20 protein-coding genes are annotated in these 15,871 nt (G+C 66.2%); 11 read left to right on the top strand and 9 right to left on the bottom strand.

Annotation, left to right across the window (positions count from 1 at the left end):
* Positions 1 to 42: 42 nt before the first annotated feature.
* From rpsI to VFG17_RS07105, 4 genes are all read right to left on the bottom strand, one after another.
* Positions 43 to 540, bottom strand: a complete 498-nt coding sequence (gene rpsI / locus VFG17_RS07090) for a 30S ribosomal protein S9 (RefSeq protein ID WP_325028750.1) — start codon at positions 538 to 540, stop codon at positions 43 to 45.
* Positions 540 to 1,019 (bottom strand): 50S ribosomal protein L13, encoded by a 480-nt coding sequence (gene rplM, locus VFG17_RS07095; protein ID WP_325028751.1) that lies wholly within the window; start codon positions 1,017 to 1,019, stop codon positions 540 to 542. The genes rpsI and rplM overlap by 1 nt, the downstream gene beginning before the upstream one ends.
* A 166-nt stretch (positions 1,020 to 1,185) precedes the next feature.
* A complete protein-coding gene (locus tag VFG17_RS07100) occupies positions 1,186 to 1,992 on the bottom strand; it encodes a hypothetical protein (protein WP_325028752.1) in 807 nt (268 codons plus the stop codon).
* Complete coding sequence (locus VFG17_RS07105) at positions 1,989 to 3,038, bottom strand: COX15/CtaA family protein (protein ID WP_325028753.1); 1,050 nt, start codon at positions 3,036 to 3,038, stop codon at positions 1,989 to 1,991. The genes VFG17_RS07100 and VFG17_RS07105 overlap by 4 nt, the downstream gene beginning before the upstream one ends.
* A 106-nt stretch (positions 3,039 to 3,144) precedes the next feature.
* Between VFG17_RS07105 and VFG17_RS07110 the strand changes: the two genes are divergently transcribed.
* From VFG17_RS07110 to galU, 6 genes are all read left to right on the top strand, one after another.
* Positions 3,145 to 4,134 (top strand): M48 family metallopeptidase, encoded by a 990-nt coding sequence (locus VFG17_RS07110; protein WP_325028754.1) that lies wholly within the window; start codon positions 3,145 to 3,147, stop codon positions 4,132 to 4,134.
* 69 nt (positions 4,135 to 4,203) lie between these two features.
* Positions 4,204 to 4,740, top strand: coding sequence for a peptide-methionine (S)-S-oxide reductase MsrA (gene msrA, locus VFG17_RS07115; RefSeq protein ID WP_325028755.1), 537 nt, complete (start codon positions 4,204 to 4,206; stop codon positions 4,738 to 4,740).
* 140 nt (positions 4,741 to 4,880) lie between these two features.
* The gene (locus VFG17_RS07120) at positions 4,881 to 5,417 is read left to right on the top strand and encodes a YfiR family protein (protein WP_325028756.1); all 537 of its coding nucleotides are present in this window, start codon (positions 4,881 to 4,883) and stop codon (positions 5,415 to 5,417) included.
* A complete protein-coding gene (locus VFG17_RS07125) occupies positions 5,417 to 6,643 on the top strand; it encodes a diguanylate cyclase (protein WP_325028757.1) in 1,227 nt (408 codons plus the stop codon). Before VFG17_RS07120 ends, VFG17_RS07125 begins: the two co-directional genes overlap by 1 nt.
* A gap of 16 nt (positions 6,644 to 6,659) precedes the next feature.
* Complete coding sequence (locus VFG17_RS07130) at positions 6,660 to 7,157, top strand: OmpA family protein (RefSeq protein ID WP_325028758.1); 498 nt, start codon at positions 6,660 to 6,662, stop codon at positions 7,155 to 7,157.
* Between the two features lie 60 nt (positions 7,158 to 7,217).
* Positions 7,218 to 8,081, top strand: a complete 864-nt coding sequence (gene galU, locus VFG17_RS07135) for a UTP--glucose-1-phosphate uridylyltransferase GalU (RefSeq protein ID WP_325028759.1) — start codon at positions 7,218 to 7,220, stop codon at positions 8,079 to 8,081.
* A 35-nt stretch (positions 8,082 to 8,116) separates the two neighbouring features.
* Here galU and aqpZ read toward each other — a convergent pair whose 3' ends face one another.
* Positions 8,117 to 8,842: an aquaporin Z gene (gene aqpZ, locus VFG17_RS07140; protein ID WP_325028760.1), complete on the bottom strand. Its 726-nt coding sequence runs from the start codon at positions 8,840 to 8,842 to the stop codon at positions 8,117 to 8,119.
* A gap of 99 nt (positions 8,843 to 8,941) precedes the next feature.
* Complete coding sequence (locus VFG17_RS07145; RefSeq protein WP_325028761.1) at positions 8,942 to 10,228, bottom strand: methyl-accepting chemotaxis protein; 1,287 nt, start codon at positions 10,226 to 10,228, stop codon at positions 8,942 to 8,944.
* A gap of 181 nt (positions 10,229 to 10,409) precedes the next feature.
* Between VFG17_RS07145 and VFG17_RS07150 the strand changes: the two genes are divergently transcribed.
* Positions 10,410 to 10,715, top strand: coding sequence for a hypothetical protein (locus VFG17_RS07150; protein ID WP_325028762.1), 306 nt, complete (start codon positions 10,410 to 10,412; stop codon positions 10,713 to 10,715).
* A gap of 25 nt (positions 10,716 to 10,740) precedes the next feature.
* Here the strand turns inward: VFG17_RS07150 and VFG17_RS07155 are convergent, their stop codons facing one another.
* The gene (locus VFG17_RS07155) at positions 10,741 to 11,409 is read right to left on the bottom strand and encodes a LexA family transcriptional regulator (RefSeq protein WP_325028763.1); all 669 of its coding nucleotides are present in this window, start codon (positions 11,407 to 11,409) and stop codon (positions 10,741 to 10,743) included.
* A 137-nt stretch (positions 11,410 to 11,546) separates the two neighbouring features.
* On the opposite strand from VFG17_RS07155, the gene VFG17_RS07160 reads away from it, so the two are divergent.
* Together VFG17_RS07160 and VFG17_RS07165 are read left to right on the top strand one after the other, a co-directional pair.
* Complete coding sequence (locus VFG17_RS07160) at positions 11,547 to 11,810, top strand: hypothetical protein (RefSeq protein ID WP_325028764.1); 264 nt, start codon at positions 11,547 to 11,549, stop codon at positions 11,808 to 11,810.
* Positions 11,807 to 12,133, top strand: a complete 327-nt coding sequence (locus VFG17_RS07165) for a hypothetical protein (RefSeq protein WP_325028765.1) — start codon at positions 11,807 to 11,809, stop codon at positions 12,131 to 12,133. The genes VFG17_RS07160 and VFG17_RS07165 overlap by 4 nt, the downstream gene beginning before the upstream one ends.
* Here the strand turns inward: VFG17_RS07165 and VFG17_RS07170 are convergent.
* Complete coding sequence (locus VFG17_RS07170) at positions 12,130 to 12,966, bottom strand: hypothetical protein (protein ID WP_325028766.1); 837 nt, start codon at positions 12,964 to 12,966, stop codon at positions 12,130 to 12,132. The two genes, VFG17_RS07165 and VFG17_RS07170, sit on opposite strands and share 4 nt — an antisense overlap.
* 59 nt (positions 12,967 to 13,025) lie before the next feature.
* On the bottom strand, positions 13,026 to 14,243 hold the full coding sequence (locus VFG17_RS07175) for a TIGR04063 family PEP-CTERM/XrtA system glycosyltransferase (RefSeq protein WP_325028767.1): 1,218 nt from the start codon (positions 14,241 to 14,243) through the stop codon (positions 13,026 to 13,028).
* A gap of 65 nt (positions 14,244 to 14,308) precedes the next feature.
* On the opposite strand from VFG17_RS07175, the gene VFG17_RS07180 reads away from it, so the two are divergent.
* Both VFG17_RS07180 and VFG17_RS07185 read left to right on the top strand, forming a co-directional pair.
* Positions 14,309 to 14,473, top strand: a complete 165-nt coding sequence (locus tag VFG17_RS07180; RefSeq protein ID WP_325028768.1) for a hypothetical protein — start codon at positions 14,309 to 14,311, stop codon at positions 14,471 to 14,473.
* The gene (locus VFG17_RS07185; RefSeq protein WP_325028769.1) at positions 14,466 to 15,848 is read left to right on the top strand and encodes a putative O-glycosylation ligase, exosortase A system-associated; all 1,383 of its coding nucleotides are present in this window, start codon (positions 14,466 to 14,468) and stop codon (positions 15,846 to 15,848) included. The genes VFG17_RS07180 and VFG17_RS07185 overlap by 8 nt, the downstream gene beginning before the upstream one ends.
* Positions 15,849 to 15,871: the final 23 nt, after the last annotated feature.

The raw sequence follows: 15,871 nt of genomic DNA on the forward strand, positions 1-15,871 counted from the left end.
TGCCGGACCGCCCTTCCTTCTCCACCCGTCGGTGGAAAAACTTTAGCGCTTCGAGAACTGGAAGCTGCGGCGGGCCTTGGCCTTGCCATACTTCTTACGCTCGACCGCGCGGCTGTCGCGGGTCAGGAAGCCCGCCGCCTTGACCGGGCTGCGCAGCGCCGGTTCGAAGCGGGTGAGCGCCTGCGCGATGCCGTGCAGAACGGCGCCGGCCTGGCCCGACAGACCGCCGCCCTTGACGGTCGCGACGACATCATATTGGCCAACGCGCTCGGTCAGGCCGAACGGCTGGTTGATGACGAGGCGCAGCGTCGGACGCGCGAAATAGACTTCCTGGTCGCGGCCGTTGATCGTGATCTTGCCCGTGCCGGGCTTGACCCACACGCGCGCGACGGCGTCCTTGCGGCGGCCGGTCGCATAGGCGCGGCCCTGCTTGTCGACGATCTTTTCGCGCAGCGGCGCGGTCGAGACCGGAGCTGCAACGGTGCCTTCGACGGCGCCGCCGAGATCCTTGAGATCGGTCATGGTCTGTTCGTCAGCCATTATGCACCCACCTTGTTCTTGCGGTTCATCGACGCGACGTCGATCACTTCGGGGTTCTGCCCTTCATGCGGGTGTTCGGTGCCGGCGAAGATGCGCAGGTTGCGCATCTGCTGGCGGCCGAGCGGACCGCGCGGGATCATGCGTTCGACGGCCTTTTCGAGCACGCGCTCGGGGAAACGGCCTTCGAGGATCTTCGCCGGGCTCGTTTCCTTGATGCCACCGGCATAACCGGTGTGCTTGTAGTAACGCTTGTCCTGCAGCTTCTTGCCGGTGAACGCCACCTTCTCGGCGTTGATGACGATGACATTGTCACCGCAATCGACGTGCGGGGTGAACGACGGCTTGTGCTTGCCGCGCAGGATGTTGGCGATGATCGATGCAACGCGGCCCACGACGAGGCCCTCGGCGTCGATCAGCACCCATTTCTTTTCGACCGTCGCGGCGTTCGCCGACTGGGTCGTCTTGGTCAGCGCCTTCATGGCACGCTCCTTGACAGATATGGACCGGAGCATAAGCGCCCCGAAACAGGGGCGCCGCCTGTCCCATCGGGACGAAGCGGCGCTTCGGAGCGGGCCAATGACGCCAGACCGACGAAAAGTCAAGCATAGCGCGGCTTTGCTGACGGGTATTATGATACCCTTTGCTTTAAGGCGCCGGTTCCAGCGCCCGCACGCGCTCCTCGATCAGCCTGCGGCCCTCGCCGCCGGATTCGACGATCCAGCTCTGGCGGCGCTCGCGCATGACCAGCCCCGTATCGGTGTCGACGGTCCAGAGATTGTCGATTTCGAGCGGCTGCGCCTTTCCGGCGATCGGCGCCGAATCGCGCTCGACCGTGGCGATCGTCCGCCGCGCACCGTCATGACGGATCGATATATCGACGTCGTACAATGCCTTGGCGGCGGGAATGGCGTCGTTCGCCGGCGCGATCAGGGCGCGGATGTCGGCCGTCGCCAGCCGGTCGCGCTCGCCAGCGGGGAGCGCGGCGATCAATTGCGCCAATTGCCGGGCTTCCGGCCGGTCCGCTTCCCCGCCCGCCTTCTCCATCCGTGCCGTCACCCGATCCCACAATTGACCGGGGTCGACCAGATCGATCCGGCTGCCGTCGGCCGGGACCAGATAGGCGATCTCTTCGCCGACCAGCGGGGCAAGCATCATCGTCAGCATCCGCGTCACGCCGGGTTCCGCCCCCGAATCGATCCGTTGCAGCACCGTGTCGAGCCGATAACCCCGCCCGGTCCGTTGCCATTCCAGCGCATAGACGAGCGCGAAATCGATCAGCTTTCCGTCGCGGCCGATACGGCGCGTCGTGACGCGATAGCGCAGCGGCACGCCAATCGGCGGCGCGAACCGCACTTGCGCGGCTGCGGCGGGCGAGGCGTCGCCCGGCGCGGGCACCGCCTGCGATGGGGGCGTCAGCAGCAGCAAGGCACCGAGAGCGCCCGCCAGCATCATGCGTGGTCGCGGCCCAGCCGGTGGAGCGATGCCGCCGCCGCGGCGACAAGGATCGCGCCAACGACCTGATGCAATACGGCGACCCACATCGAAACCCCCGACACGACGGTCCAGATGCCGAGCAGCATCTGCGCCGCAACGACCACGACGAGCAACCGCGCCTCGCGCGCCGCGCCGCGCCGCGACAGCGTCCGCGCGAGGAGCAGCAACGCCAGCGCCGCGATCCACGACCACCAGCGATGGAGGAAATGAATGAGGAAAGGATCGTTGGTCAGCGCGAGCCACGCGCCCCCTGCCCAGTCGATCCCTTCGGGCACGAAATGATCGTTCATCAGCGGCCAAGTGCTGGCGACATAGCCGGCGTTGAGTCCCGCGACCCATGCGCCGAGCAACAACTGGACGAAGAGGATCGCGATCACGGCCACCGCCGGACCGGCCAGTCGCGCCGGCCGCGCGGCGGGATCGCGTGCCAGCACGCCGAGGTCGCGCGCCGTCCACACGAGGCCTGCGAGCAGGAACAATGCGGTCAACAAGTGCGTCGCGAGGCGGAAATGGCTGACGTCGGTGCGATATTCGAGACCCGAGGCCACCATCCACCAGCCGATCGCGCCCTGCAGCCCGACGAGCGCCGCGAGCGCGAACAGGCGCCAGCCATAACCCGCCGGGATGGCGCGGCGCCAAGCGTACCAGATCAGCGGGACGACGAGCGCCATGCCGACCAGCCGCCCGAGGATGCGGTGCAGCCATTCCCAGAAGAAGATCGCCTTGAAGCCCTCGAGCGTCATGCCGAGGTTGATCGCCTGATATTCGGGAATCCGCTTGTATTTCTCGAACTCCTCGACCCACCCGGCCTCGGTCAGCGGCGGAATCACGCCCGAGACCGGCCGCCATTCGGTGATCGACAGTCCGGATTCGGTCAATCGGGTGATGCCACCGACGCCGACGACGATGATCACGAGCAGCGCGACGGCCCAGAGCCAGCGCGCCAGCGCGGCGGGACGGGGTGAGTGCACAGCGGGCGCGGGCGAGGTGGAGATTTGCGTCATCGCCCCGCCCTATCGACGCTTGCCGGGCGATAGGCAAGAGGCCGGGAACCCAGCCATAAAGGGAAATTCATGGTCGCGACAGGTGCGCCTTGATAGGGAAAGGCCGATGCCGCACCGCGCCCGATCGATCCTTGCCGTCCTGATGCTGTCGATAGGCGTGCCGTCGATGGCGGCGCCCGCCGAGCCATCGCCCTATGCCGCGCTGGCGGCCGCAGAGGCGCGCGTGGCGGCGATCGGATTTCGCCTGACGACCGAAAACGCCGCATGGTGCAAGGTGCGCCAGCCGCAGTTCGGCTGGATCTGGGGCGACCCGCGCCTGTATGACGCGGACCGGCGCGCCGAAGCGCTCGGCGTCTATGGCGCCGACGATCAGGCTCATGCTTTCATCGCCGCGCTGGCGCCGGCATCGCCGGCCGCATTGGCGGGGATCGGCGTCGGCACCCCGGTGACCGGAATCGGCGAAGCGCCCGTCCCCGACGGCGCGGGCAATCACCCCTTTGCGCGGATCACCGCGATCGAAACCTATCTCGCGGCGCTGCCCGCCGACGCCATGCTTGCGCTTCATACCGGCGCGGGGCGGACGGTCGACGTCATGCCCAGGCCCGGGTGTGTCAGCGACTTTCGCGTCGAGGCGAATGAGAAACCGGGCGCCGTCGCCGACGGCCGTATGATACTCGTCAACCAGGGTCTCGTCGATTTTTCGCCCGACGACGCGGAACTCGCGGCGGCGATTGCGCACGAACTGGCGCACAATATCCTGCGCCACCGCGCGCGGCTCGACGCGGCCGGGGTCGATCGCGGCCTCGCGAAGCAATTCGGCCGCAACGCGCGCATGTTCAAACAGACGGAGATCGAGGCCGACCGCCTGTCGGTGTGGCTGCTCGCCGGGGCGGGCTATGATCCCTCCGCAGCGGCGCGCTTCTGGTCGCGTTTCGGCCAGCGCAAGGGCCGGCCGATGTTCCAGGCGAGCACCCATCCCTCGTGGCGCGACCGCGTCGCCGCGCTCGAAGCCGAAGCGGCCACCATCGCCGCGGCGCGGATGCTCGGCCGGCCGCTGCACCCGCCGCTGATCGACGCGCCGCCGCCCTTGGAATAGGATCGGCCACATACTATTTTGGGGATATCCCATTCTCCCCGACCCAATTCCCCCATAAGGATCGACACCATGACCCGTGAAACCGCCATTTTCGCCGGAGGCTGCTTCTGGTGCACCGAAGCCGTGTTCCAGTCGCTCGAAGGCGTCGACGGCGTCGAGAGCGGCTATATCGGCGGCGGTGTCGCGAACCCGACCTACAAGCAGGTGTGCGGCGGCGACACTGGCCATGCCGAAGCGATCCGCATCGGCTTCGACCCCTCGGTCATCTCCTATGCCGATCTGCTCGACGTCTTTTTCGCGACGCACGATCCGACGCAACTCAACCGCCAAGGCAATGACATCGGCACCCAATATCGCAGCGCGATCTTCCCGCTCGACGCCGCGCAGGCCGACGCCGCGCGCGCCGGAATCGCGCGGGCCGCAGCCGATTGGCCCGCGCCGATCGTCACGACGGTCGAAAGCGCGTCCGAATGGTATCCGGCCGAGGATTACCATCAGGCCTATTGGGAAGGCGAAGGACAGCGCAATCCCTATTGCATGGCGGTCATTCCCCCGAAACTGGCCAAATTACGCAAAGGTTTTAGCGACCGTTTGCGTACGGCATAGCAGCGTCACGGCATAGGTGGCCAGATTGCAATATGGCCGCATGACGTCACTTTTCATTGACTTTCCAATTGTTTTGACTAGCGGACGCGCCTGCGCTGGGGCTAGGGTGACCCTGAAGCGCAGTTGGGGGGCACGGCTCGGTGCTGGCATCACTGTTTCTGATCGGCGCGTTGGTGACGACGCCGCAGATGTCGGTTCAGGCGGCAGGTCAGTCGGTTGTGGAGGAAAGCGCCGGCGGGATGACGCGGGCGGTCAACCGGATGATCGGTGGCATCACCAGCTATGCTCGCTGGCCCAATGAGTCGCCCGCCGTCAATCGCCGGATGTGCGTCGTCGGGACGCCGCGCCTCGCGCCCCACATGGCGCCGGACACGCCAGGCCGGGGTTCGATCTCGGTCCGTCTGACCTCGGCAGCAGGCGTCACCCCCGATTGCGACATATTGTTCCTCGGCCGGATGCCGGTTGCCGACCGGCGGCAATTGATCGCATGGGTGCGCGGCCGTCCGGTGCTGACGATCACCGACGATGACGCGGCGTGCATCTATGGCGCGATGTTCTGCCTCAACAGCCGCGCCGCCAGCCTCAGCTTCTCGGTCAATCTCGACGCGATCGGCCGCGGGCCGCTGCGTATCGACCCGCGCGTGCTGCGCATCGGTTCGGGTCAGGGAGGCGCATGATGAGCAGATCCGATCTGCCGCGCCCCGCCCAACGCATCGGCGCGCGCACGACGCTGCAAAAGCTGCTGTCGCGTTTCCATTTCGGCATCACGCTATTCGCGGTCGCACTCTCCGGGCTGACGATCCTGCTTGCCGGGGTGACGGCGCTACGTGGCTATGCCGACCGCAACATGGAACTCGCGGCACAATTGGGTGCCTATGGCGTCGAGCCGGCGCTGGTATTCAATGATCCGGTTGCCGCGCGCGAAGGGCTCGAACCGCTTACCCGTATTCCCGGCATCGCGCGGCTGCGGGTGCTCAACGACGTGGGCCAGCCGGTGACCGAATGGACGTCGCCCACCGCCGATCCGGCACCCACGCTCAGCCGTATCTTCTTCCCCCACCCCTTCGCGGTGACGGTCGAGCGCAACGGATCGGCGATCGGCACGATCGAGGTATGGGGCGACAGTTCGACGCTGATCGACTATGTCCGGCTCGGTCTGCTCGCCGGGCTGACCTGCCTGCTCATCACCGCATTCGGCACGATTTTTCTCGCGCGACGGTTCGAATATGAGCTCGTCAAGCCGCTCAACGAAATCGCGACCGTCGCGCATGATGTGCGACTGCACCGCCGCTTCGACAAGCGGGTCCAGCCGTTAGGCATCGCCGAGCTCGATCGGCTGGGCGGCGACATCAACGCCCTGCTCGACGAATTGCAAGGCTGGCAAGGTCATATGGAAAGCGAACGCGCGATGCTCGCCCACCGCGCGTCGCACGACCCGCTGACCGCGCTGCCTAACCGCGCTGCCTTCGACGAACAGCTCGCGCGGCGCATCGAGGCGGCCGAGAGTCGTGGCAGCCGCTTTGCGCTGCTGTTCATCGATGCCGACAATTTCAAGGCGGCCAACGACAATTTCGGCCACGCCGCGGGCGACGCCGTGCTCGTCGCGCTTTCGGCCTGCATCAAGGAAACACTGCGCAAGGATGATTTCGCCGCCCGCATCGGCGGCGACGAATTCGTCGTCATCATCGACCCCTTCGACGTCGACGCGGTCACCGAGGAAGTTGCCGGGCGCATCCGGACCTGCGTGTCGCAACCCATCGCGTTGCCGGACGGAGAGACCTATCGCGCGTCGGTCAGCGTCGGCGTCGCGATCTTCCCCGACAGCGGCAGCAACGCGACCGCGTTGCTCACCGCCGCCGACGCCGCAATGTATGCCGACAAATTGGCCAACCGTTCCCGATGACCAACGGAGAAACGCCGTGACTTATGCCTTGCCTCGCACCATCCGCCTCTTCGCGATCGCCGTTTTGGCGGCGTTGCTCGCGGCGTGCCAGAGCGCACCGCCCGCCGGCGATTTCAGCGCGGCGCAGATCGCGACGCTGCAATCGGAGGGATTTGTCGACACCGGGCTCGGCTGGGAACTGAACATGCCCGAGCGCCTCCTCTTTCCTTCCGACCAAAGCAGCATTCCCGCCGATCAGCAAAAGCGGATCACCGACATCGCGGCCAAGCTCGTCTCGGTCGGGATCGCAACCGCGCGGGTCGAAGGGCACACCGATTCGACCGGTGCGTCGGCCTATAATCTTTGGCTGTCGCAAGCGCGCGCGGAGGCGGTCGCGACGCCGATGCAGGCGGGCGGGATGCAGTTGACGGCGGATCAGATCGTCGGCCGCGGCGAAACCCTGCCCTTGTCGAGCAACGCGACGCCCGAAGGTCGGCAGGACAACCGCCGCGTGGTCGTGATCGTCACGCCGTAATAGCGCGGCGAGCGGCCTGCCGGCTTTCCTTGGCCGGCGTTCGCCGCTAGGCCTTCGTCCATGAAACCGATCCGCAAAGCCGTCTTTCCCGTTGCCGGCCTCGGCACGCGCTTCCTGCCCGCGACCAAGGCGATCCCGAAGGAAATGTTGCCCGTCGTCGACCGGCCGCTGATCCAATATGCCGTCGACGAAGCGCGCGAGGCCGGGATCGAACAAATGATCTTCGTCACCGGGCGCGGCAAGAGCGCGATCGAGGATCATTTCGACGTCGCCTTCGAACTCGAAAAGACGATGTCCGAACGCGGCAAGGATCTGTCGGTGCTCGAACCGACGCGGCTCGGCCCCGGCAATTGCGCCTATGTCCGGCAGCAGGAGCCGCTGGGGCTGGGGCACGCAATCTGGTGCGCGCGCGACATCGTCGGCGACGAGCCCTTCGCGATCTTCCTGCCCGACGAATTCATGCACGGTTCGCCCGGCTGCATGAAGCAGATGGTCGACGCCTATGCCCGGGTCGGCGGTAACCTGATCTCGGTGCTCGAAGTGCCGCGCGAGCAGGTGTCCTCCTATGGCGTGATCGCTCCCGGTGCGCGCGACGGGTCGCTGACCGAGGTGACCGGTCTTGTCGAAAAACCGGCGGTCGATGCCGCGCCTTCGAACCTGATCATCTCGGGCCGCTATATCCTCCAGCCCGAAGTGATGCGCGTGCTCGAACGCCAGGAAAAGGGCGCCGGCGGCGAAATCCAGCTCACCGACGCGATGGCGACGATGATCGGCGACCAGCCCTTCCACGCCGTCACCTTCGACGGCGCGCGCTATGATTGCGGGTCCAAGGCTGGCTATATCCAGGCCAATCTGGCGGTCGCGCTCGAACGCCCCGATATGGCGGACGAGGTCCGCGCCTTTGCGATCGACCTGCTGAAATAGTCCGGCGGAGGCGGCGCCCCCGCCGGAAAAGGCGATTATTCGCCTTCGATATTCGGCTTGGGGAAGGTATCGGCCCCGAGCATCTTGTAGAGCAGCCCCCCGATCGCCCCGCCGATCAGCGGCGCGACCCAGAACAGCCACAATTGTTGGAGCGCCAGCCCGCCGACGACGAGCGCAGGGCCGGTGCTGCGCGCCGGGTTGACCGACGTGTTGGTTACCGGGATCGAGATGAGGTGGATCAGCGCCAGCGCAAGGCCGATCGCCAAGGGCGCGAAACCCGCGGGCGCGCGCCCGTCGGTCGACCCCATGATGATCCACACGAAAAAGGCGGTCAGCACAACCTCGATCAGCACGCCCGACCAGATGTCGTAACCGCCGGGCGATCCTTCGCCGAAGCCGTTCGCCGCCAGGCCGTTGGTGGCGAGGTCATAAACGGGACTGCCGCTCGCGATATAGAAAAGCAGGAACGCCGCGACGATCGCGCCAAGCACCTGTGCAATCACATAGAGCGGGATGTCGCGCGCGTCGAAACGCCCGCCCGCCCACAGGCCGACGGTGACCGCGGGATTGAGGTGACAGCCCGAAATATGGCCGATCGCATAGGCCATGGTCACGACCGTCAGGCCGAAAGCGAGCGAAACGCCGAGCAATCCGATGCCGACATCGGGAAATGCGGCAGCCAGAACCGCGCTACCGCAGCCGCCGAACACAAGCCAGAACGTGCCGATGAATTCGGCCAAGCCCTTTTGGATATTCGTCATGATGACCCTCCTCCCCGCCGACGGCCTCAGACGCCTCCGGCGCAGGGCCATCCTATCAATGTTGCGGAATCGGGCAAGCCCTTGTCCGACCGCGCGGAATCAGGCGATGGCGACCGCTGCGACGAAGTGCTGCGCGCGCTGGTGCAGCGACTGCGCGGCCTCGGTCAGCCCCGCCGACAGTCGGCCGAGCGTCCGGGCGCCATCGCCCACCGCCGTGGCGCCATGGCCGATCTCGCGAACGCGCGCGTCGATCTCGCGCCCCGCGAACACGGCTTGTTCGACATAGCTCGCGATCGTCAGCGTCGTCGCGCTCTGGCCATCGACCGCGCGGTCGATCGCGTCGGAGAAGCCGTTGTTCGCGTCGATCGCCTTCTCTACCTCGTCGAAGCCCGCGGCAACCTGCCCGACGATGTCTCGGATCCGGTCGATATATTGGGTGATGTCGCCCGCCGCGACGCGCGTCTGGCTGGCCAGCGTCTTCACTTCGGAGGCGACCACGGCGAAACCGCGGCCGGCATCGCCCGCGCGCGCCGCCTCGATCCCGGCGTTAAGCGCGAGCATGTTGGTGCGGCTCGCCATGTCGATGATCAGCGCGAGCATCTGCTCGATCGACTGGCTCGCCGCCTTCAGCGCCGCCGCGCGTTCGCTAGCTTGCTTGATCTTGATATGCGCATCGCCGCGAACCGCCCGCGCCCTCGATCCGTCGTCGACGATCCTGGTCATGGTCGCGGCCAGCGCATGGCCACGATCGCCAAGATCCTGCAGCCCCGCTAGCGTCTGCGCCGTCGCTCCAGCCACGGTCACCGCGTCGCGGCCCGTCTGCTGCGCGCGTTCGGACAGCGCGCCGGCAACCGCCTCGACCTTTTTCGCGGTTTCGGAAAGCGTCCCGGTGAGCGCGGCAATGTCGTGCCGGAACTGCCGTCCGGCGTCATCGATATGCGCCGCGCGCGCGGCGCGCTCCTGCGCCAGTTCGACCTCGCGCAGCATCGCGAGCTTGGCGAGCTGGCCGCTGTCGAGCGTCTCGACGAACCGGCCCGCATCGACAAGGATAAGTTCCTGCTGCCCCGCCGACTGCGCGGCGATCCGCAGGAGGTCGGTCGTGGATCGCGCGACGTCGGCGGTCGGGCAGGGCTCGATCATCGAGGCGATCGAGCCGCCGATCGTCGGATTCTGCATCAGCGAAAACCAGAAGGGGCAGAAAAGCAATTCGCGCACGCGCTGTTCGCGAATGATGCCGACGGGGCGATCGTCCGCATCGACCACCGCGAGCGCGCGCAATTGGGGATCGCTGCGAAACAGATCGATGACCGCAGACATATGCGCGTCGGCGCCGATCGCGGACGCGTGGCCCGACGCTGGCTCTAGGGCATGTCCGATGACGTTCATTCGATTCTCTTCAAGTTGCGACCCGGTTAGCGCCTCGACTAGAGCCGGAGGGTAAACAGCAATTTAACCATTTATTTCAGTGATGTGACACATGAGCTGGAAGCCCCGTCGCCCCGTCGCAATATCCTGTTCAGATCGCGGCGATTATGCGATGTGGCATCCAGTCGGCGAGGAGAAGGACATGCGCATTTTGATCGTTGCCGTTTTGGCGGCGCCCTTGCTCGCCGGCTGCGTCAGTGCGGTCAAGACGGTCGTCACCGCGCCGGTAAAAGCCGTCGGCCAGGTCGCCGACTGGTCGACGACCAGTCAGGATGAATCCGACCGCAACCGCGGCCGCGAGATGCGCAAGCGCGAGGAGCGCATCGGCAAATTATCGCGTCAGCGCGACAAGGCGGCCGAGAAGTGCCGCGATGGCAATGACGAGCAGTGCCGGCGCGCCGAAGTGCTCGACCATGAGATCGAAGCCGAGATGGCGGCGCCGCGTTAATCCTGCCAACCGGCGGCGAAGATAATCACCGCACCCGCCGCCCCGTCCACACGACGCGACCGATCAGCTGGATCGCCGCCATCGGCAAATCGCCCCAGCTGCGATAATGGGGGTTATCGCTGATCACCGAGATACGCCCCTGCCCTGGCGCGCGCGCAATACGCTTCACCATCAACACATCGTCCATGCGCAGCACATAGATGCCGTCGCGTAGCCGCGCCGCGGCATCGCCGCCGTCGACCAAAATATCGTCGCCGTCGTCAAGCGTCGGCGCCATCGAATCGCCTTCGACGCGAATGATGCTGAGCGCGCGCGGATCGGCGCCAAGGTCGCGCAGCCATTTTGAATCGAAGGCGACCTCGCCCTCGACCGGTTCGCCGTCGACGCTGGCCCCCGCGCCCGCTGACGCGCCGATCGCCAGTTTCGGCACGAGGACCATCCCGGGTCCGCGCCCGCGCGCGGGGGTCGCGACGCGCTGCACCGGCCCGCCGAGCATCGCTTCCGACACGCCCAGATAGGCGGCGATGCGGGCGCGGTCCTGCTCGGCCAGCCGCCGCGGCGAGCCACGCTTGATATATTGCTGGATATAGGCGGGGTTGCGCCCGATCACCTGCGACAGACGCGCATAGTCGATGCCCTTGTCGGCCAGCAGGCGGTCGAGCGCAGCGCGCGGATCGTGAACGAAATCGGCCATAGGTCGCTGGGGGCTGGTCCTTCCTATTTCGTATTAGCAAGAGGATTTTTCCTAGACAAGTAGGAAATTCAACATCAAATAGGAAATATCCTATCGGGTGAGTCGCCCGGTTTTTAAGTGCGGTCGAGGAGGACATGATGGAGCGCAGCTTTTTGCAACGGATCGAGGCCTTTCTGAACGAATCGGCCATGCCGCCCAGCGTCTTCGGCCGGGCCGCAGTGCGCGATCCGCGCCTCATCAGCGATCTGCGTAGCGGGCGCGAGCCGGGCCGCGACATCATATGTCGTGTGGAACATTTCATGAACAAATGGCGCGCCGACCGCCACATTGGGGATGTCGCGCCTTCGGGCGACCGACGAACGCGCGCGTTCCGGCGTCTCGGCACGGAGTTCAAGGCATGATGCGCTGGTCCCCCGCCCTGCCGCCGCGTCCCGGCTGCCCGCATCGCCGGCTCCGTCACCTGCTGACGCGCGAATTGCCGCACGGCCTCTCGCCCGGAGCGTCGACCTTCCGCCCTTGGGCGAGCGCAAGTTTCGTGGGCGCGCGCCACATCTTTCCCTGCGCGTTGGCGACCGGAGACGTGGCCGCGACGCGGCGCGCGCTGCAGGCAAAACTGGGGGCGGCCGAATGGACGCTGCCCGGGCATATCGTTGCCGATGTCGTGGTGGAATGCGGAACCGACCCGTTGGACTTGCGGATCGAGATCTTGACGGTCGAGGATTAACCGACCGACTGGCGCGTCATCCGATGCAAGGTGGAGAGCGCGGCTTCGAGCGCAAAGTCGACCTCAGGCTCGTGTTCGGCGGCGACGTCCGTCGCCGCCGGGGCCGTCGCCTGCGTGGCGGCATCCTGACGTCGGCGCGCCAACCCCGCTTCGAACCGCGCGACCATCGCGCCGAGCGATTTGTCGGCGGGATCGGACAATGGTGACGGCGCGCTCATCTCGGCCGGCTGCAACCAGGGCGCCTCGTCGCCGAAATCCTCTTCGGCGGCAAGGTCGGCGAGGACGAGTTCGTCTTCGGCTTCTTCGCGCGCCTCGACCGTCGCTCCGCCAAGCCACGGATCGAATTCGGCAGGTTCATAAACACTCGTGGTTCCGACGGCGCCCAGCCCGCCCGCCGGCAGGTCGCGGCCCGCGCGGATCGGCGGCCGCGGGGGATCGTCGGGGTGCAGATCGACGCGGCGGCGCGTCAGGACGGGCTCGTCATCGTCGGCCTCTTCGGCCCCGCGGCGAAAAACATTGCGCAGCGAGGTCAGGCCAGCCGCCTCGGGCCGTGCGATCAGCAGCGCGGCGAGCCCCGCAATCGCGGCGGCGACGGCCGACATGCCGAGCGCGAGCGCGAGCCGTCCGCCATTGCCGATCGGCGGGACGAACAAGTCGGAAAGGCGGTCGAGATAAAGATTCCAGCCGATCGCGGCGACCCATGAAAAGGGCATCAGCGCGGCGAACAGGAAGGTCAGCGCCGCGGCGCCGATCACCGCCGGGATCGCGGGCTGGAGCGCGCGCAGCAGCGCGGTCGCTATAGCCTTGGCCCGATTCTCGCTGGTTTCTTCCATAGCGTCCCAAATCCGTCGGCCCGCCGGGCCGTCCTGTCCTCACATCAAGCGCGTCGCCCTCAGGCGCCGCGCAGCAATCGCTGGTAAACCGGCTCGTAACGTAAAATGTTTGACGACCAGTTACGATGGCTTTCGACAAAAATACGTGCGGTTCGCCGGCGTTCGGGCCACATCGCCCGATTGCCCAGCAAGCCGGCGAGCGCATCGGCGATCGCGGCCGGATCGTCGGGCGCGAACAGCGTTCCCGTCACGCCGTCCTCGATCAACTCGCGGTGGCCGCCCACGTTGGACGCCGCGACCAGCTTGCCCTGCGCCATCGCCTCGAGCGGTTTCAGCGGCGTGACGAGGTCGGTCAGCCGCATCTGCTTGCGCGGATAGGCGAGGATGTCGATCAGCGAATAATAGCGTTCGACCTCGCCGTGCGGCACGCGGCCGACGAAGAGGATTTGCGCCGCGACGGGCGACGCCGCCGCCTGTGTCTTGAGTGCGATTTCCATCGGGCCGCCGCCGACCAGCAGCAGCCGCGCCTTCGGCTGCGCGGCGACGAGCGCGGGCATCGCCGCGATCAGGTCGTCGATCCCTTCATAATCGTAGAAGCTGCCGATATAGCCGATCACGACATCGTCCACGGCGAGGCTGAGCGTTTCGGCGAGCGCATCGTCGCGCGGCGGCGGATCGCCGAACAGGTCGAGGTCGACGCCGTTGGGCGACACGATGATCTTGTCCGCGCCGATGCCGCGCGCGATCAGGTCGCCGCGCAGACCCTCGCAGATCACCGCAACGGCATCGGCGGCTTTCACCGCGTGGGTTTCGAGCCTTTTGGTCAGCCGGTAGCGCAGGCTGCCTTCGCGCCCGGTGCCGTTGCCGACCGCCGCATCCTCCCAAAAGGCGCGGATTTCATAGATGACCGGGATGCCGAGCTTCTTGCCGACGCGCAGTGCCGCAAGACCGTCGAGCACGGGGGAATGGGCGTGAAGCACATCGGGCTTCCACTCCTTCGCCAGCGCCTGGACCCGCTTTGCCAGCGCGCCGATTTCGCGCCATTCGCGGATCGGCGAGCGTGCCGGCGCGATCGGCGGAGTGCGGTAAAAGGTCAGCCCATCGACCGTCTCGCTGCCATCTCCTTTGGCAGCTCCCGGCTCGGGATGGCGCACGCCGGTCACCCCCGCGACCTCCCACCCCTTCGCGACTTGCGCCTTCATCAGCGCGCGGGTGCGAAAGGTGTAGCCGCTGTGCGCGGGCAGGCTATGGTCGAGGACGTGCAATATTCGGGTCATCGTTGATGTCCCTGACATACAAGCCTTAACGCGGCGTCAACCCCGATCGCGTAGCGGGAGCCGATATGGTCGACAATTTCTCCATTGGCCTGACGCATCTGCTGATGGCGATCGCGCTCTGGCGCCTGCTCTATCGCGACGATCTCGACCGCGAAGTGAGCCCGCGCATGCTGTGGCAACAGCGCCGCGACGCCGAGCGTGCCGAAGCGGATGCCCGCCCCGATGCGTGACATCGCCTTCGTCGCCTTTCTCTTCGCTTTCATCGGGCTCGGCTTTCGCAAGCCGTTCCTGTTCATACTGTGCTTTTGCTATATCGACATCGTCGCGCCGCAACGCCTCAGCTATTTCCTCATCAATTCGATCCCGATCTCGCTGATTGTCTTCGGACTGGCGATCGTCGGCTGGCTCGCGGTCGACGACAAGAAGGATGTGCGATGGTCGGGGCGGCAACTCCTGCTGATCGCGCTGCTTCTCTATTGCTGGATGACGACGATCCAGGCCGATTTCCCGGTCGAGGCGGCCGATAAATGGAGCTGGGTGTGGAAGGCGCTCGTCTGGGCGATCTTTCTGCCGCTCACGCTTCGGACCAAGCTGCGCATCGAATCGCTGGTTCTCGTCATGCTGCTGTCGGCCGCGGCGATCGCGATCGCGGGCGGGATCAAGACCGCAGCGGGGGGCGGTGGATACGGCTCGCTGCAGTTGCTGCTCAACGAGAACTACGGCCTTTACGAAGGCTCAATCATGTCGGCGGTGGGCATTTCGATCATCCCGCTGATCCTCTGGTATCGCAACCATGGCACGATCTTCCCGCCCGACTGGCGCGTGTCGATCTTCTGTTTCGCGCTCGTCTTCGCCTGCGCGCTGCTCCCGGTCGGCACGCAGGCGCGCACCGGGCTCGTCTGCCTCGTCATCCTCGCGATCCTGTCGCTCCGCGCCGTGAAGCACCGTTTCCTCTACATGGCGGGTGCGGGATTGCTCGCGATCGCCGCCATTCCCTTCCTGCCGCAAAGCTTTACCGAGCGGATGGAGACGATCCGCGACCACAAGTCCGACCAGTCGGCATCGACCCGCGTCGCGGTGTGGGCGTGGACGTGGGAATATGCGAAGGAAAATCCGTTCGGCGGCGGCTTCAATGCCTATATTCAGAACCATGTCCGCGTCGAAAGAGCGGCGAGCGACTATGACCCCGACGCGCCGCAAAATGACGAACCGATGGTTTATGAGGAAAATTCGCGCGCCTATCATTCGAGCTATTTCGAGATGCTCGGCGAACAGGGCTATCCGGGGCTGGGACTATGGCTGCTCCTGCACGCGGTCGGGCTGCTGCGAATGGAGCAACTCCGCCGCCGCTATCTCAAGACACGGCGCGCCGAGGAGCAATGGATCGCGCCGCTCGCGACCGCGCTCCAGCATGGCCATATCGTCTATATGGTCGGGTCGCTGTTCGTCGGCATCGCCTTCCAGCCCTTCATCTACATGATGCTCGCGCTCGAAATGGGACTGTCGACCTATGTGCGCCGTCGCGAACAGGAAGCGGGATGGCGCCCGCTGACCGCGCGCCCGGCACAGGTTCCGGCGCGGCATCCGGTGGCCACGCCCGGCTGATCTTCCGGAACCATATGGCGCAG

This window comes from Sphingopyxis sp., from assembly GCF_035686825.1.
Taxonomy (GTDB): Bacteria; Pseudomonadota; Alphaproteobacteria; order Sphingomonadales; family Sphingomonadaceae; genus Sphingopyxis.

Bases quoted from the DNA above. Each gene is read 5' to 3' on its own strand.
- VFG17_RS07170 (WP_325028766.1), bottom strand. From the start codon at position 12,966: ATGGAAGAAACCAGCGAGAATCGGGCCAAGGCTATAGCGACCGCGCTG.
- rpsI (WP_325028750.1), bottom strand. From the start codon at position 540: ATGGCTGACGAACAGACCATGACCGATCTCAAGGATCTCGGCGGCGCC.
- VFG17_RS07165 (WP_325028765.1), top strand. From the start codon at position 11,807: ATGATGCGCTGGTCCCCCGCCCTGCCGCCGCGTCCCGGCTGCCCGCAT.
- VFG17_RS07145 (WP_325028761.1), bottom strand. From the start codon at position 10,228: ATGAACGTCATCGGACATGCCCTAGAGCCAGCGTCGGGCCACGCGTCC.
- VFG17_RS07150 (WP_325028762.1), top strand. From the start codon at position 10,410: ATGCGCATTTTGATCGTTGCCGTTTTGGCGGCGCCCTTGCTCGCCGGC.
- VFG17_RS07180 (WP_325028768.1), top strand. From the start codon at position 14,309: ATGGTCGACAATTTCTCCATTGGCCTGACGCATCTGCTGATGGCGATC.
- VFG17_RS07105 (WP_325028753.1), bottom strand. From the start codon at position 3,038: ATGACGCAAATCTCCACCTCGCCCGCGCCCGCTGTGCACTCACCCCGT.
- galU (WP_325028759.1), top strand. From the start codon at position 7,218: ATGAAACCGATCCGCAAAGCCGTCTTTCCCGTTGCCGGCCTCGGCACG.
- VFG17_RS07100 (WP_325028752.1), bottom strand. From the start codon at position 1,992: ATGATGCTGGCGGGCGCTCTCGGTGCCTTGCTGCTGCTGACGCCCCCA.
- msrA (WP_325028755.1), top strand. From the start codon at position 4,204: ATGACCCGTGAAACCGCCATTTTCGCCGGAGGCTGCTTCTGGTGCACC.
- rplM (WP_325028751.1), bottom strand. From the start codon at position 1,019: ATGAAGGCGCTGACCAAGACGACCCAGTCGGCGAACGCCGCGACGGTC.
- aqpZ (WP_325028760.1), bottom strand. From the start codon at position 8,842: ATGACGAATATCCAAAAGGGCTTGGCCGAATTCATCGGCACGTTCTGG.
- VFG17_RS07175 (WP_325028767.1), bottom strand. From the start codon at position 14,243: ATGACCCGAATATTGCACGTCCTCGACCATAGCCTGCCCGCGCACAGC.
- VFG17_RS07160 (WP_325028764.1), top strand. From the start codon at position 11,547: ATGGAGCGCAGCTTTTTGCAACGGATCGAGGCCTTTCTGAACGAATCG.
- VFG17_RS07185 (WP_325028769.1), top strand. From the start codon at position 14,466: ATGCGTGACATCGCCTTCGTCGCCTTTCTCTTCGCTTTCATCGGGCTC.
- VFG17_RS07155 (WP_325028763.1), bottom strand. From the start codon at position 11,409: ATGGCCGATTTCGTTCACGATCCGCGCGCTGCGCTCGACCGCCTGCTG.
- VFG17_RS07110 (WP_325028754.1), top strand. From the start codon at position 3,145: ATGCCGCACCGCGCCCGATCGATCCTTGCCGTCCTGATGCTGTCGATA.
- VFG17_RS07125 (WP_325028757.1), top strand. From the start codon at position 5,417: ATGAGCAGATCCGATCTGCCGCGCCCCGCCCAACGCATCGGCGCGCGC.